General features: G+C 70.4%; 13 protein-coding genes. 2 read left to right on the forward strand and 11 right to left on the reverse strand.

Annotated elements, in window-relative coordinates; translation table 11 throughout:
* Positions 1 to 14: 14 nt before the first annotated feature.
* On the reverse strand, positions 15 to 1,742 hold the full coding sequence (locus tag MFF64_RS05645) for a coiled-coil domain-containing protein (RefSeq protein WP_238190004.1): 1,728 nt from the start codon (positions 1,740 to 1,742) through the stop codon (positions 15 to 17).
* 170 nt (positions 1,743 to 1,912) lie between these two features.
* Between MFF64_RS05645 and MFF64_RS05650 the strand changes: the two genes are divergently transcribed.
* Together MFF64_RS05650 and MFF64_RS05655 are read left to right on the forward strand one after the other, a co-directional pair.
* A complete protein-coding gene (locus MFF64_RS05650) occupies positions 1,913 to 2,695 on the forward strand; it encodes an ABC transporter substrate-binding protein (RefSeq protein ID WP_099904832.1) in 783 nt (260 codons plus the stop codon).
* Between the two features lie 183 nt (positions 2,696 to 2,878).
* Positions 2,879 to 3,745 carry an NAD(P)-dependent oxidoreductase gene (locus MFF64_RS05655; protein ID WP_099904834.1) on the forward strand — a complete coding sequence of 289 codons (867 nt, stop codon included), beginning with the start codon at positions 2,879 to 2,881 and terminating at the stop codon, positions 3,743 to 3,745.
* Between the two features lie 39 nt (positions 3,746 to 3,784).
* Here MFF64_RS05655 and glpK read toward each other — a convergent pair whose 3' ends face one another.
* The 10 genes from glpK to glpD form a co-directional block, all read right to left on the reverse strand.
* Positions 3,785 to 5,278, reverse strand: a complete 1,494-nt coding sequence (gene glpK, locus MFF64_RS05660; protein WP_238190006.1) for a glycerol kinase GlpK — start codon at positions 5,276 to 5,278, stop codon at positions 3,785 to 3,787.
* Between the two features lie 26 nt (positions 5,279 to 5,304).
* Positions 5,305 to 5,739 carry a type II toxin-antitoxin system VapC family toxin gene (locus tag MFF64_RS05665; RefSeq protein WP_165795838.1) on the reverse strand — a complete coding sequence of 145 codons (435 nt, stop codon included), beginning with the start codon at positions 5,737 to 5,739 and terminating at the stop codon, positions 5,305 to 5,307.
* Positions 5,736 to 5,975: a type II toxin-antitoxin system Phd/YefM family antitoxin gene (locus tag MFF64_RS05670; protein WP_099906664.1), complete on the reverse strand. Its 240-nt coding sequence runs from the start codon at positions 5,973 to 5,975 to the stop codon at positions 5,736 to 5,738. The genes MFF64_RS05665 and MFF64_RS05670 overlap by 4 nt, the downstream gene beginning before the upstream one ends.
* 95 nt (positions 5,976 to 6,070) lie before the next feature.
* Complete coding sequence (locus MFF64_RS05675; RefSeq protein WP_099906662.1) at positions 6,071 to 7,816, reverse strand: ABC transporter substrate-binding protein; 1,746 nt, start codon at positions 7,814 to 7,816, stop codon at positions 6,071 to 6,073.
* Positions 7,817 to 7,938: 122 nt separating this feature from the next.
* On the reverse strand, positions 7,939 to 8,220 hold the full coding sequence (locus tag MFF64_RS05680; RefSeq protein WP_099906660.1) for a DUF2160 domain-containing protein: 282 nt from the start codon (positions 8,218 to 8,220) through the stop codon (positions 7,939 to 7,941).
* Between the two features lie 16 nt (positions 8,221 to 8,236).
* On the reverse strand, positions 8,237 to 9,034 hold the full coding sequence (locus tag MFF64_RS05685; protein WP_099906658.1) for a carbohydrate ABC transporter permease: 798 nt from the start codon (positions 9,032 to 9,034) through the stop codon (positions 8,237 to 8,239).
* On the reverse strand, positions 9,034 to 10,008 hold the full coding sequence (locus tag MFF64_RS05690) for a carbohydrate ABC transporter permease (RefSeq protein ID WP_099906656.1): 975 nt from the start codon (positions 10,006 to 10,008) through the stop codon (positions 9,034 to 9,036). The genes MFF64_RS05685 and MFF64_RS05690 overlap by 1 nt, the downstream gene beginning before the upstream one ends.
* Positions 10,005 to 11,099 carry an ABC transporter ATP-binding protein gene (locus MFF64_RS05695; protein ID WP_099906654.1) on the reverse strand — a complete coding sequence of 365 codons (1,095 nt, stop codon included), beginning with the start codon at positions 11,097 to 11,099 and terminating at the stop codon, positions 10,005 to 10,007. Before MFF64_RS05695 ends, MFF64_RS05690 begins: the two co-directional genes overlap by 4 nt.
* Positions 11,100 to 11,113: 14 nt before the next feature.
* Entirely contained in the window at positions 11,114 to 12,199 is a 1,086-nt protein-coding gene (locus tag MFF64_RS05700; RefSeq protein WP_099906652.1) for an ABC transporter ATP-binding protein, read from the reverse strand.
* 24 nt (positions 12,200 to 12,223) lie between these two features.
* A complete protein-coding gene (glpD, locus tag MFF64_RS05705) occupies positions 12,224 to 13,813 on the reverse strand; it encodes a glycerol-3-phosphate dehydrogenase (protein WP_438823057.1) in 1,590 nt (529 codons plus the stop codon).
* Between the last annotated feature and the right edge of the window lie 39 nt (positions 13,814 to 13,852).

Genomic DNA, 13,852 nt, shown 5'->3' on the forward strand with positions numbered 1-13,852 from the left:
CCTTCCGGACACCCTCAGATCCGGAACCCCATCCGCAACGCCCCCCAGTGCCGCCCGTGGACGCGGATGGGGGCGGCCACCTCGCGCAGGGGCGGGCGGCCGGCCTCGTCCTGCGGACAGGCCTGGACCAGGAAGGCCCGGGTCGAGCGGGCGGCGGAGAGGCCGATGCGGTCGTCGTAGAGCCGGCGCTGGCGGGCGTGGAGGGCATTCCAGGCCGGTTCGCCGGCCCGCGGCGCCTGGGCCTGGGCGCGGTTGTGCACCGGGGCGTAGCCGTTGCGGTCGACCGCGATGCAGAACGCCGTGCGTGGATCGGCCAGCAGCAGCGGCTCGAGGATCGGCGGCAGGAGATCTTCCAGAGCCGGGACGGCGGCGGTGAGGTAGTGCGGGGGCTCGATGCCGGCGACGGGGCGGTAGGTCGTGTCGAACAGGGCGTGGTGCGCGAGCCGGCCCGTAGCTAGAGCCTGCTCCAGCGCCGTGCCGACCGAAGCGGCGCCCCCTGTCGCTGACGCGATCAGCGGACGGTTCTCCTCCTCGATCGCCACCAGGGCGTCGCGCATCCGCGCCTCGGAGGCCCGATCACTGACGGCGCAGTGCAGGCCGCGCGGGCTCGCGCCGACGACCCGCACCTGCATCCGGCCGATTCCCCGCACATCGAGGGAGAGCCGGGCGCCGATGGCCGCGCCGCAGCCCTCCGGCGGGGTCAGGAGCAGGCCGCCCCGGCTCAGATCGAGCACCCGTCCGAGGCCCCAGTTGCCGACCCGCACCGCGAGGTCGACCGGATAGCGGTCATGCACCCGCCGGTCGCCGATCTCCGCCTGGCGCAAGGACGCGACCGTGCGCCCAGCGAGCCCCCCGGCGAGGCCGGCGACGCCGGCGCCGACGGATTGCGCGGCTTCCATGCGCCGGGCCGCCTCGTCGGCGGCGGCCATCGCCAGGGCTGCGTCCCGGCCGATCCCATCGGTGGCATCGGCGAGATCCTGTGCTCCGTCGGCCAAGCGCCGGGCGGAGGCGGCCTGGGCCTCGGCCGCCGCACCGGTCGTGGCGAAAGCCGGGCGCAGGCAGGCGAGCGAGGTCGCGACGCCGCCCATCGCCACCGCCCCGGGACCGGAGAGGCGGCGGCTCAAGGCGCGCACCTCCTCCACCGTCCGGGCGGCATCGGCGGAGAGGAGCCTGAATTCCTCCGCCGCCTGCCAGAGCGGTCCGCCGCCCGCTCCGGCCCGCGCGGCCTCGACGGTGGCGTTGAGGGCGAGGCGGTTGGCCTGCCGCGCCAGGGTCGCCACCGCCTCGACGACGCGGGCGGCATCCTGCGCGGCGCCCGCCATCTCGGCCTCGAGCACGCGCCTCTGCGCGTCGGTGCGCTCGAGGTGGCGGCCGGCCTGGACCAGCACGCCGGCGAGCCCATCGGCCTCCGCCGCCAGCGTCTCGGCGGAGGCGCCGAGGGCGCGGCCGCGCCGGCCCGCCTCGTCGGCTCGGATCTCCAGGGTGTCGAGGCCGCGGGCGAGGGCGGCGGCGTCCGCGGCCGCCGCAGCGGTCTCGACGCAGCCGTCCCGGGCGGCGACCCCGACCGCGCGGGCGGCCCGCACCAGCTCCGCCTCGACCCGGTCGACCGCGTCGCGCCCGGCCCGGCCCGCATCGCGCTCCGGCCCCTCGACCGCCGGCCCCAGGGCGGGGAGCGGCGGCAGGATCTCGACCCCGTCGGCGCGGTCGCGGGGCGGGTGGGGCGGGCGGAAGCTCAGACGCATGGCCGGATCAGAGCGCGCCGCGCTTAAAGGCCAGTTAACCCTGACGATACGTCAACGCCGCGGGTTCGGGCACAGGCCAGGACACGACGCGCGAGTTGCGCCGGCAGGCGTGGCCGTGGCAGGGTCCGCCCCCGATCGGTTCGCCCTTTTCCACGAGAGACCACCGCCGGATGAGCCGCCTGCTCTCCCGCCTCCTGCTCCTGTCGCTGCTGGCCGCCCCACCGGCCCTGGCCGAGCAGGCCCCCTCCCCCCTGCCCTCCCCCGTGCGGATCGCCACCGAGGGCGGCCACCCGCCATTCAACTACGTCGAGGACGGCAAGCCGGCGGGGTTCGAAGTCGATCTGGCTCAGGCCCTGTGCCAGGATGCCAAGCTCACCTGCACGCTCGTGCTCCACCAGTGGGACGGCATCATCAAGGGCCTGGAGGCGGGCGAGTACGACGCCATCATGGCGGCGATGGCGATCACCCCCAAGCGAGCGGCCCGCATCGCCTTCACCAGGCCGTATCTCCGGATCCCCTTCGCCTACGTGGCGCGCCGGGACACCTCGCTGCCGAGCCCGACGCCGGCGACCCTGAGGGGCCGCACGATCGGCGTGGCGGCGCACGGCCCGCAGGTCGCCTACCTGGAGCAGCGGGTGCCGGGCGCGGAGGTCCGCACCTTCGACGGCCTCGCCGATGCGACTCTCGACCTCCGGGCCGGCCGGGTCGACGTGGTGCTGGGCGACAAGCTCGACCTCGCGAACTTCCTCGCACGACCCGAGGGCGATGCCTGCTGCCGCCTCATCGGCGACGTGCCGGCGGGCGAACCGCTGCTCGGCGAGGGCGTCGGCATCGGCCTGCGCAAGGGCGACACCGCCTTGCGCGAGGCGTTCGAACGGGCCCTCGCCGCCCTCGTCGCGGACGGGCGCTACGACCGCCTCCGGGCGAAGTACATCCCGTTCGACACGAAGTGACGTCCTCTCCTCCACGAACGAGATCGTCGTGGAGGAGAGGCAAGCCCGAACCGGCGCCGATTCGCCGGACGCCTTCGCATTCATGCGAAGGCACAAAGACGAATCCGTCGGTTTGACGGGCGCGGGGCCGGCTCACTACACCGGGGGCCGACCGCCGGGATAACGGCGTGGGAGGACGAGCGCATGGCAAAGGTCGCGTTTCTGGGTCTCGGCGTGATGGGGGGGCCGATGGCCCGTCACCTCGCCGCCAAGGGCCACGACGTCACGGTCTACAACCGCACCAAGGCCAAGGCCGACGCCTGGGTGAGCGCCCATGGCGGCAAGGCGGCGGCGACGCCCCGTGAGGCGGCCGAGGGTCAGGAGATCGTCTTCGCCTGCGTCGGCAACGACGACGACCTGCGCCAGGTCACGATCGGGCCGGACGGCGCCTTCTCGGCGATGGGCAGGGGCACGGTCTTCGTCGACCACACCACCGCCTCGGCGGAGGTGGCCCGCGAGCTCGCGGCCGCCGCCGAGACGGGCGGCTTCGGCTTCGTCGACGCGCCGGTCTCCGGCGGCCAGGCCGGCGCCGAGAACGGCGTGCTCACCGTGATGTGCGGCGGCGATCCTGAGATCTTCGCGCGGGTCGAGCCGGTGATCGCGGCCTACGCCCGGGCCTGCCGGCTGCTCGGGCCCGTCGGCGCCGGCCAGCTCGCCAAGATGATGAACCAGATCTGCATCGCCGGCCTGGTCCAGGGCCTGTCGGAGGCGGTGCATTTCGGCAAGCAGGCCGGGCTCGACATCGAGGCGGTGCTCGACGTGATCTCCAAGGGCGCCGCAGGCTCCTGGCAGATGGAGAACCGCGGCAAGACCATGAACGAGGGCAAGTTCGATTTCGGCTTCGCCGTCGACTGGATGCGCAAGGACCTGTCGATCGTGCTGGCGGAGGCCCGCCGCAACAAGGCGAAGCTGCCCGTGACGGCCCTCGTCGACCAGTTCTACGCCGAGGTGCAGAGCCTGGGCGGCGGGCGCTGGGACACGTCGAGCCTGATCGCCCGGCTGGAGAAGTAGGAACGGAAGGGGGCCGAAAGGCCCCCTTTCTCTGTCACCCTACTTCCCCACCAGGCAGCTCACCGCCTTGCGCCAGCCGGCGAGCCGGCGCTCGCGCATGGTCGGCTCCATCGCCGGGGCGAAGCGGCGCTCCAGGCGCCAGTGGTCGGCGAAGTGCTCGGGCTCCGGGTAGAGGCCGCAGGCGAGGCCGGCGAGGTAGGCGGCGCCGAGCGCCGTCGTCTCCTTCACCTCGGGTCTGTCGACGGGCGCGGCGAGGAGGTCGGCGAGGCGCTGCATCGTCCAGTCGGAGGCGACCATGCCGCCATCGACCCGCAGCACCGTGGCGCTCCCCTCCCCGTCCGGCCAGTCGGCCCGCATGGCGGCGAGAAGGTCGGCGGTCTGGTAGCAGACGCTCTCGAGCGCCGCGCGGGCGAGCTCGGCCGGTCCCGTGCCGCGGGTGAGGCCGAACAGGGCGCCGCGGGCGTCCGGCTCCCAGTAGGGCGCGCCGAGGCCGACGAAGGCCGGCACCAGGTAGACGTCCTGGCCTGAGTCGGCCCGCTCGGCGAGCGCCCCGGTCTCGGCGGCCGATTCGATCACGCCGAGCCCGTCGCGCAGCCACTGCACCGCCGCCCCCGCGACGAAGATCGAACCTTCGAGGGCGTAGGTGCGCTGGCCGTTGAGCTGGTAGGCGATGGTGGTGAGGAGCTTGTTCTTCGAAGCGACCGGCTGGGACCCGGTATTGAGGAGAGCGAAGCAGCCGGTGCCGTAGGTCGACTTGACCATGCCGGGCCGGAAGCAGGCCTGCCCGACGACCGCCGCCTGCTGGTCGCCGGCGACGCCGCGGATCGGGATCGCGGCGCCGAACAGCTCCGGATCGGTGGTGCCGAAATCGCCCGAGGAATCGCGCACCTCCGGCAGCATCGAGGCCGGCACGCCCAAGAGCCCCATCAGCTCCTCGTCCCAGGCGCCGCGGTGGATGTCGAAGAGGAGCGTGCGCGAGGCGTTGGTGGCGTCGGTGACGTGCAGCCGCCCGCCGGTGAGGCGCCACAGGAGGTAGGAATCGACGGTGCCGAAGGCGAGTTCGCCGGCCTCCGCCCGGGCGCGGGCCCCCGGCACGTTGTCGAGAATCCAGGCGATCTTGGTGCCGGAGAAGTAGGGATCGAGGATCAGTCCGGTCCTGGCGGTGACCAGGGGCTCGTGCCCCGCCTCCTTCAGGCGGGCGCAGATCCCGGCCGAGCGCCGGTCCTGCCAGACGATGGCGCGGTGCACCGCCTCGCCGGTGCTCCTGTCCCAGACCAGCGTCGTCTCGCGCTGGTTGGTGATGCCGATCGCCGCCACGTCGCGCGCCGTGACCCCGGCCTGCGTCATCGCCGCCCGGCAGGTGTCGAGCGTCGTGCGCCAGAGATCCTCCGGCTCGTGCTCGACCCAGCCCGAGGCCGGGAAGTGCTGCGGGAACTCGGCCTGGGCAAGGCCCGCGATCGAGGTATCGGGGCGGAACAGGAGGGCGCGCGAGGAGGTGGTGCCCTGGTCGATGGCGAGGATGAGGGAGGACATCGCGAAAAGGCTCGGGGTTGGCGCGGCTAGAGGGGCGGCGGTTCCAGCGTGGCGAGGCCGAGCGTGCCGGCCGCCCGGCGGAGCCGCACGTCAAAAGTGTCGAAGGGCAGGCCGGTGACCTGCAGCAGCGCGAGGTGCAGGGCGTCGGGACCGCGCACGCCGAGGGCGGCGTCCTCGACGATGGTGCGGGCGCGGGCGAAAATTTTGCGAGTGATGGTCAGCGGGCGGGCGCGGGCCTTGCACCAGGCATCGAACTCGCCGTTGATCGCGCGAGCTTCACCATCATCAAGCAGCCGTTCCCTGACCAAGCGCGAGATCGCGGCAGAGAATTCCAGCACGACGAGGTCCGACACGACCGGATCGATCCCCGGCGAGCCGATCCAGGCTTCGATCCGGGCACTCTGCGCCTCGTTCACGAAGACCGGTACCAGGATGTTGGTATCGCAGTAGACGCGGCTCACAATCCCTCATCCCGCATCTGCCGGATCAGGGTCGTGGAGTCGAAGGGCTTGCGTGGCGTCACCCGGTTCGCGCGCAGGCGCTCCAACTCTTCTTTCGTCACCGGTCGCGGCTCGGCCGGAACGAGCTGGATCAAATCCTCATCAAGGCGGGTGATGATCACCTCCTCGCCCGCGCTCGCCTTGGCGAGCAGCTCGGGCAGGCGGTCGAGAACGTCTTCCATCCTGTGATAGGCCATGGCGGTCTCCGTGGCAGCGCCGGCCGCCAGGATAGCGGAATCCGGCCATCCGCGGAAAGGAGAGCCGGGGCCTCACGGCCCCGGCTCCCGCGAGGTCAGCCGCGCTTGGGCGGCGAGGCTGGCCAGCTCTTGATCAGGGTGTCGTAGTCGATCGTCTCACCCTTCGGCTTCTCGTCGGCGAGCTTGCGCTGCGGCGCGAGCGTACCGTCCTTCTTGGCCTGCTCGTACCAGTGCTCGGCCGAGGTCTTCGGGTTGAGCTTCGGGCCGCACTCGCCCTGCACCTTCGAGCGCTCCAGGCGCGCCATCACGTCGTCCTGGGCATTGGCGAGCGCGTCCATCGCCGCCTGGGGGGTCTTGGCGCCCGAGGAAGCGTCGCCGATGTTCTGCCACCACAGCTGGGCGAGCTTGGGGTAGTCCGGCACGTTCACGCCGGTCGGAGTCCACTGCGTGCGGGCCGGCGAGCGGTAGAACTCGACCAAGCCGCCGAGCTTCGGCGCCCGCTCGGTGAAGGACTTGTCCCAGATGTCGCTCTCACGGATGAAGGTGAGGCCGACGTGGCTCTTCTTCAGGCTGACCGTCTTCGAGACGATGAACTGCTGGTAGAGCCAGGCCGCCTTGCGGCGATCGAGCGGGGTCGACTTCAGCAGGGTGAGCGAGCCGGCATCCTGGTAGCCGAGCTTCATGCCGTCCTTCCAGTACGGGCCCTTCGGCGAGGGGGCCATGCGCCACTTCGGCGTGCCGTCCTGGTTCATCACCGGCAGGCCCGGCTTGACCATGTCAGCGGTGAAGGCGGTGTACCAGAACATCTGCTGGGCGACGTTGCCCTGCGACGGCACCGGCCCGGATTCCGAGAAGGTCATGCCGGCCGCCTGCGGCGGGGCGAACTTCTTCAGCCACTCGACGTACTTGGTGACGGAATAGACCGCCGCCGGGCCGTTGGTGTCGCCGCCGCGCTCGATCGAGGAGCCGACGGGGCGGCAGCCTTCCATGCGGATGCCCCACTCGTCGACCGGCTTGCCGTTCGGGATGCCCCGGTCGCCGTTGCCGGCCATCGACAGCCACGCGTCGGTGAAGCGCCAGCCGAGCGACGGGTCCTTCTTGCCGTAGTCCATGTGGCCATAGACCTTGACGCCGTCGATCTCCTTCACGTCGTTGGTGAAGAAGTCGGCGATGTCCTCGTAGGCTGACCAGTTGACCGGCACGCCGAGTTCGTAGCCGTACTTGGCCTTGAACTTCTCCTTGAGATCGGGCCGGGTGAACCAGTCGTAGCGGAACCAGTACAGGTTGGCGAATTGCTGGTCGGGCAGCTGGTAGAGCTTGCCGTCCGGGCCGGTGCCGAAGGACTTGCCGATGAAGTCGTCGAGGTCGAGGGTCGGCGAGGTGACGTCCTTGCCCTCGCCCTTCATGAAGTCGGACAGGGCGACGGTCTGGCCGTAGCGAAAATGGGTGCCGACGAGGTCGGAATCGTTGATCCAGCCGTCGTAGATGTTCTTGCCCGACTGCATCTGGGTCTGGATCTTCTCGACCACGTCGCCCTCCTGCAGGAGGTCGTGGCGGAGCTTGATCCCGGTGATCTCGGAGAAGGCCTTGGCGAGGGTGCGGGCCTCGTATTCGTGCGTGGTGATGGTCTCGGAGACGAAGTTGATCTCCATGCCGGCGAAGGGCTTCGCCGCATCGACGAACCACTGCATCTCCTTGAGCTGCTCCTCCTTCGACAGGGTCGAGGGCTGGAACTCGGTATCGACCCAGCGCTTCGCCTCCTCCATGCCGGCGAAGGCGTGGCCGGCGGCGAGGCTGAGAGCGAGGGCGCTCGCGGCGGTGAGCAGAACGTGGCGTTTCACTGCTGTTTCCTCCCTGTTGAACCTGTGTCGGGCCTGACCGGTCAGACACGTCAGCTTCTTGCTTCACGCATCACTCGCGAAGGAGTGATGTCGCTGTCTCCCATGAGGGCGGGCGTCCGCCCTCACGCGAACCGGAACATCGCCGCCCCGTAAACGAGCGAGAGCGCGAGCGCCCATTCGAGGCTCGGGCCGACGAGGCCGAGCCAGGCGAGGTTGATGAAGGCGGCCCCGACCAGCGTCAGGAACAGCCGGTCGCCCCGGGTGGTGGGGATCCGCAGGATCCCGACCTGCTCGGTCTCCGGGCGCCACACGGCGAGCGCGGTCATCAGGGCGAGGAGGCCGGCGATGACCGCGAAGAAGAGCGCGGTCTGCCAAGTCCAGGCCATCCAGGCGAAATCAGGCATCGGACAAGCTCCCCGATCACACCCGGCCGAGGGCGAAGCCCTTGGCGATGTAGTTGCGCACGAACCAGATCACGAGGGCGCCCGGCACGATGGTGAGGACACCCGCCGCGGCCAACAGGCCCCAATCCATGCCGGCGGCCGAAACCGTGCGGGTCATGGTGGCGGCGATGGGCTTGGCGTCGACCGAGGTCAGGGTGCGGGCGAGCAACAGCTCGACCCAGGAGAACATGAAGCAGAAGAAGGCGGCGACGCCGATGCCCGACGCGATCAGCGGCATGAAGATCTTGATGAAGAAGCGCGGGAAGGAATAGCCGTCGATCGCCGCGGTCTCGTCGATCTCCCGCGGCACGCCGGACATGAAGCCCTCTAAGATCCACACCGCCAGCGGCACGTTGAACAGGCAGTGGGCCAGCGCCACGGCCCAGGGCGTGTCGAACAGGCCGACCGCCGAGTAGAGGTTGAAGAACGGCAGCGCGAACACCGCCGGCGGCGCCATCCGGTTCGACAGGAGCCAGAAGAACAGGTGCTTGTCCCCGATGAAGCTGTAGCGCGAGAAGGCGTAGGCCGCCGGAAGCGCCAGGCCGATCGACAGCACCGTGTTGATCGCCACGTAGGACAGCGAGTTCAGGTAGCCGCCGTACCAGCTCGGATCTGTGAAGATCCGGATGTAGTTGTCGAACGTGATGGCATGCGGCCAGAGCGTCATGCCGGAATTGATTTCCTGATTGGTCTTCAGGCTCATGTTCACAAGCCAGTAGATCGGCACCATCAGGAACAGGAGGTAGAGCGTCATCACGACGTGGCGCGGGCGCATCAGGCGGCCCTCCGGTCGAGCGGGATGGTGGTGGCGGGGGGCAGGCTGCCGGCGGCACTGGCATCCGCCGGGTCGCTCTCGGTGAGCACCGTGCGGTTGCCGGCGTCGACGTTGGTCATCACGGTGTAGAACACCCAGCAGACGCTGAGGATGATCAGGTTGTAGACCAGCGACATCGCCGCCGCCCGGCCGAGATCGAACTGCCCGAGGGCCAGCTTGACGAGGTCGATCGACAGGAAGGTCGTGGCGTTGCCGGGCCCGCCGCCGGTGAGCACGAAGGGCTCGGTGTAGATCATGAACGAATCCATGAACCGCAGCAGCACGGCGATCAGCAGGACGCGGCGCATCTTCGGCAGCTGGATGGTGCGGAAGATCGCCCACTGGCTCGCCCCGTCGATGCGGGCGGCCTGGTAATAGGCGTCGGGGATGGACTTCAGGCCGGCATAGCACAGGAGCGCCACGAGGCTGGTCCAGTGCCAGACGTCCATGGTCACGATGGTGACCCAGGCGGCGAGCGCGCTGCCAGCGTAATTGTAGTCGATGCCGATCCTGTTGAGGAACGAGCCGAGCAGGCCGATATCGGTGCGGGCGAAGACCTGCCAGATCGTGCCGACGACGTTCCACGGGATCAGGAGCGGCAGGGCCATCAGAACGAGGCAGAACGCGACCCCGCGGCCCTCCCGCGGCATCGAGAGCGCCACCGCGATGCCGAGCGGCACCTCGATCGCCAGGATGATGGCGGAGAACAGGAGGTTGCGCCAGAGCGAGTCGAAGAAGCGCTCGCCGAACTGGCTCGACGGGTCGAGCAGCTCCTGGAACCAGCCGAGGCCGTTCCAGAAGAACTGGTTGTTCCCGAACGTGTCCTGCACCGAGTAGTTGACCACCGTCATCAGCGGCAGCACCGCCGAGAAGGCGACGACGGCGAAGACCGGCAGGACGAGGAGCCAGGCCTTCTGGTTGACGGTCTTGGTCATGCGGCGCCTCCGGCCAGGCCGGGCACCAGGGCGCCGTCGGCGTAGATGTGGATCTGGCGCGGATCGAGGGTCAGCGCCGCCTCGGCTCCATCGAGGCTCTGGCCCTCCGCCACGGTGGCGACGAGGGGACGGCCCCCGAGCTCGACCCGGGCGAGGCGCTGGCGGCCGATGTCGTCGATGCGCTTGACCTGCACCGGCAGGCCGAGGCCTTTCGGCGCCAGATGCACGTATTCGGGCCTGACGCCGAGTTCGATCCGCTTGCCGGCCGGCAAGTCCGGGTAGTGGCGGGAAAGCGGAATGGCGTGGCCCTCGATCGTGGCGGTCGCGCCCGTCACCTGAGCCGGCAGCAGGTTCATGCCCGGCGAGCCGATGAAGTGACCGACGAAGGTGTGGGCCGGCCGCTCGAACAGCTCGTCGGGCGTGCCGGTCTGCACCACCGCGCCGTCATGCATCACCACCACCGTGTCGGCGAAGGTCAGCGCCTCGGTCTGGTCGTGGGTGACGTAGATCATCGTCAGGTCGAGCTTGCGGTGAAGCTCCTTCAGGGTCGAGCGCAGCTGCCACTTCAGATGCGGGTCGATGACGGTGAGCGGCTCGTCGAACAGGATCGCCGCCACGTCCGGGCGCACCAGGCCGCGGCCCAGCGAGATCTTCTGCTTCATGTCCGCCGTCAGGTTGTTGGCGCGGCGGTCGAGGACGCGGGTGAGATCCAGGAGCCCGGCGATCTCCTCCACCCGCGACCGGATGGTGGCGGGCGCGACGCGCCGGTTCTTGAGCGGGAAGGCCAGATTCTCCCGCACCGTCATCGTGTCGTAGACGACCGGGAACTGGAACACCTGGGCGATGTTGCGCCCCTCGGTCGGCACCGTGGTGACGTCGCGGTCGTCGAACAGGATGCGGCCGCGGGTCGGGACCACCAGCCCCGAGATGATGTTGAGCAGCGTGGACTTGCCGCAGCCGGAGGGGCCGAGCAGCGCGTAGGCGCCGCCCTGGCGCCAGACGTGGTCGATCTCCTTGAGCGCGTAGTCTTGCGGGCCCTTCGGGTCGGGGCCGTAGGCGTGGGCGAGGTGGTCGAGGGTGATGCGGGCCATGTCCCCTCTCCTCTCTAGGCTGCGGCCGGCAGGTCGAGGGCCGCCGTGCGGCCGGCCGCGTCGAACACGAGGGCGTGGCGGGGATCGAGATAGGCGGTCACCGCCGTGCCGGGCTCGAGCCGGCGCACGCCGGCCACGAGCGCGATCAGGCGGCTCTCGCCGGCGTCGATATGAACGAAGCTCTCCGAGCCGGTGATCTCGGCGACCGAGACGGTGGCGGGCAGCGCGATCGCCTCGCTCGGCAGCGGATCGAGGGCGAGGTGGTGGGCGCGGAACCCGATCGTGTAAGCACCATCCGGCACACTCGCCAGCGTTCCGGTCGCCCGGACCTGCCCGCCGGTCGGCAGAGTGACGCGACCGCCGGCCTTCGTCACGCTCAGTGTATTGAGCGGCGGGTCGGAGAAGACTTTGGCCGTGATCAGGTCGTCGGGCCGGCGGTAGACGTCCGGCGTCGGGCCGACCTGGGTGACGCGGCCCTGGTGCAGGGTCGCGGTGCGCCCACCGAGCATCAGCGCCTCCGCCGGCTCGGTGGTGGCGTAGACGAAGATGGCGCCGGTAGCCGCGAAGATGCGGGGCAGTTCCTCGCGCAGTTCCTCGCGCAGCTTGTAATCGAGATTCGCCAGCGGCTCGTCCATCAGCACGAGGTCGGCGCGCTTGCACAGGGCCCGGGCGATGGCGGTGCGCTGCTGCTGGCCGCCGGAGAGTTCGAGAGGTTTGCGCTGGAGATAGGGTTCGAGCCTGAGGAGACCCGCCGCCTCGCGCACCCGCGCCTCGATCTCGCTCTTCGCGACGCCGGCGACCCGCATCGGCGAGGCGATGTTCTCGTAGACCGAGAGGGAGGGGTAATTGATGAACTGCTGGTAGACCATCGCGACGTTGCGGCGCTGCACCGGCAGGCCGGTCACGTCTTGGCCGTCGGCGATGATCCGGCCCTCGCTCGGCGCCTCGAGCCCGGCCATCAGGCGCATCAGCGTGGTCTTGCCGGCGAGCGTCTGGCCGAGCAGCACGTTGAGCGAGCCCTTCGGCAGCGCCAAGCTCACGTCGCGGATATGCGTCTCGGGCCCGACCCGCTTGGTGACGTTCTCCAGGATCAGGGTCATGGCGCCCTCCCGTCTCTATTCTTGTCAGGCCGCGTTGGGCGCGGCGGCGGCGCGGCGCATGAAGTCGTCGAGGGCGGCGGCCTCGGCGGGCGTGACCCTAAGGCCGAGCTTCGAGCGGCGCCAGAGCACGTCGTCGGCGGTGGCAGCCCATTCCCGGCGCATCAGGTGGCGCACCTCGCGCTCGGTCAGGTCCGCCCCGAAGAGCCGGCCGAGATCGGCCATCGCACGGGCGCCGCTCAGGATCTCCCGCGCCTCGGTGCCGTAGGCCCGCACCAGACGGGCGACCAGTGCCTCGGGCAGGCCCGGATGCTGGCGCGCCAGCCCCGCCACGACGTCGTCGTAGCTCTCCTTCGGGAAGTTGCCACCTGGCAAGGTGGCGCCCGACGTCCAGGGGGCCTTCCCGGCCGCCGGCAGGTGATCCTTCAGGCGGTCGAGCGCGGATTCGGCGAGGCGGCGATAGGTGGTGATCTTCCCGCCGAAGACCGAGAGCATCGCCGGCTGTCCCTCCGGCGCGTCGAGGGTCAGCACGTAGTCGCGGGTGGCCTCCTGGGCCTTCGAGGCACCGTCGTCGTAGAGCGGGCGCACGCCCGAATAAGTCCACACCACCTCGTCGCGGGTGACGGGATCGCGAAAATACTCGCTGGCGGCGGCGCAGAGATAGGCGATCTCTTCCTCGCTCGCCTTCACGTCGGCGGGGTCGCCCTTGTAGTCGCGGTCGGTGGTGCCGATCAGCGTGAAGTCGTGCTCGTAGGGGATCGCGAAGATGATGCGCTGGTCGGCGTTCTGGAAGATGTAGGCGCGGTCGTGCTGGAACAGGCGGCGCACCACGATGTGGCTGCCCTGGACCAGGCGCACGCCCTCGGTCGAGTTGGCCCGCGCCACGCCGGTGAGCACGTTGGCGACCCACGGACCGGCGGCGTTGACGAGGGTGCGCGCCCGCACGGTGTCGCGGGCGCCTGTCTGGCGGTCCTCGACGGTGACCTCCCACAGTCCTTCGGTGCGGGTGGCGGTGACGACCCGCGTGCGCGGGCGGATCACCGCGCCGCGCTCGGCGGCGTCACGGGCATTCAGCACCACGAGGCGCGAATCCTCGACCCAGCAATCCGAGTATTCGAACGCGCGGCGAAAGCCGGGCTTCAGGGGCCCGCCGGCGGGATCGCGGGTGAGGTCGAGGGTGCGGGTGCCGGGCAGGCGCTTGCGGCCGCCGAGGTTGTCGTAGAGCAGGAGCCCCAAGCGTAGGAGCCAGCCGGGCCTCAAACCCGAATGGTGCGGCAGCACGAAGCGCAGCGGCCAGACGATGTGGGGCGCCATGCCCCACAGCACCTCGCGCTCCATCAGGGCCTCGCGGACCAGGCGGAACTCGTAGTGCTCGAGGTAGCGCAGGCCGCCGTGGATCAGCTTGGTCGAGGTCGAGGAGGTGCCGCTGGCCAGGTCGTTCTGCTCGAACAGCACCACGGAAGCGCCGCGGCCCACCGCGTCGCGGGCGATGCCGCAGCCGTTGATGCCGCCGCCGATCACCGCGAGGTCGAACACCCCGCGCTCGTCGCCGGGCTGCTGGCGCCTGGGGGCCAAAGCCACCTCCCTGTCGGAGCCTTTCGGCTCTTTCGTTTGCATCCTGGCGCGAATTTAGACGCGCGCGAACGCTGACGCAAG

The sequence above is a fragment of the Methylobacterium frigidaeris genome (genome assembly GCF_022179185.1).
GTDB lineage: Bacteria > Pseudomonadota > Alphaproteobacteria > Rhizobiales > Beijerinckiaceae > Methylobacterium > Methylobacterium frigidaeris.

What these genes read in the sequence shown, in the direction of transcription:
- MFF64_RS05645 (WP_238190004.1), bottom strand. Translation starts at nt 1,742, where the DNA reads ATGCGTCTGAGCTTCCGCCCGCCCCACCCGCCCCGCGACCGCGCCGAC.
- MFF64_RS05650 (WP_099904832.1), top strand. Translation starts at nt 1,913, where the DNA reads ATGAGCCGCCTGCTCTCCCGCCTCCTGCTCCTGTCGCTGCTGGCCGCC.
- MFF64_RS05655 (WP_099904834.1), top strand. Translation starts at nt 2,879, where the DNA reads ATGGCAAAGGTCGCGTTTCTGGGTCTCGGCGTGATGGGGGGGCCGATG.
- glpK (WP_238190006.1), bottom strand. Translation starts at nt 5,278, where the DNA reads ATGTCCTCCCTCATCCTCGCCATCGACCAGGGCACCACCTCCTCGCGC.
- MFF64_RS05670 (WP_099906664.1), bottom strand. Translation starts at nt 5,975, where the DNA reads ATGGCCTATCACAGGATGGAAGACGTTCTCGACCGCCTGCCCGAGCTG.
- MFF64_RS05680 (WP_099906660.1), bottom strand. Translation starts at nt 8,220, where the DNA reads ATGCCTGATTTCGCCTGGATGGCCTGGACTTGGCAGACCGCGCTCTTC.
- MFF64_RS05685 (WP_099906658.1), bottom strand. Translation starts at nt 9,034, where the DNA reads ATGCGCCCGCGCCACGTCGTGATGACGCTCTACCTCCTGTTCCTGATG.
- MFF64_RS05690 (WP_099906656.1), bottom strand. Translation starts at nt 10,008, where the DNA reads ATGACCAAGACCGTCAACCAGAAGGCCTGGCTCCTCGTCCTGCCGGTC.
- MFF64_RS05695 (WP_099906654.1), bottom strand. Translation starts at nt 11,099, where the DNA reads ATGGCCCGCATCACCCTCGACCACCTCGCCCACGCCTACGGCCCCGAC.
- MFF64_RS05700 (WP_099906652.1), bottom strand. Translation starts at nt 12,199, where the DNA reads ATGACCCTGATCCTGGAGAACGTCACCAAGCGGGTCGGGCCCGAGACG.
- glpD (WP_438823057.1), bottom strand. Translation starts at nt 13,813, where the DNA reads ATGCAAACGAAAGAGCCGAAAGGCTCCGACAGGGAGGTGGCTTTGGCC.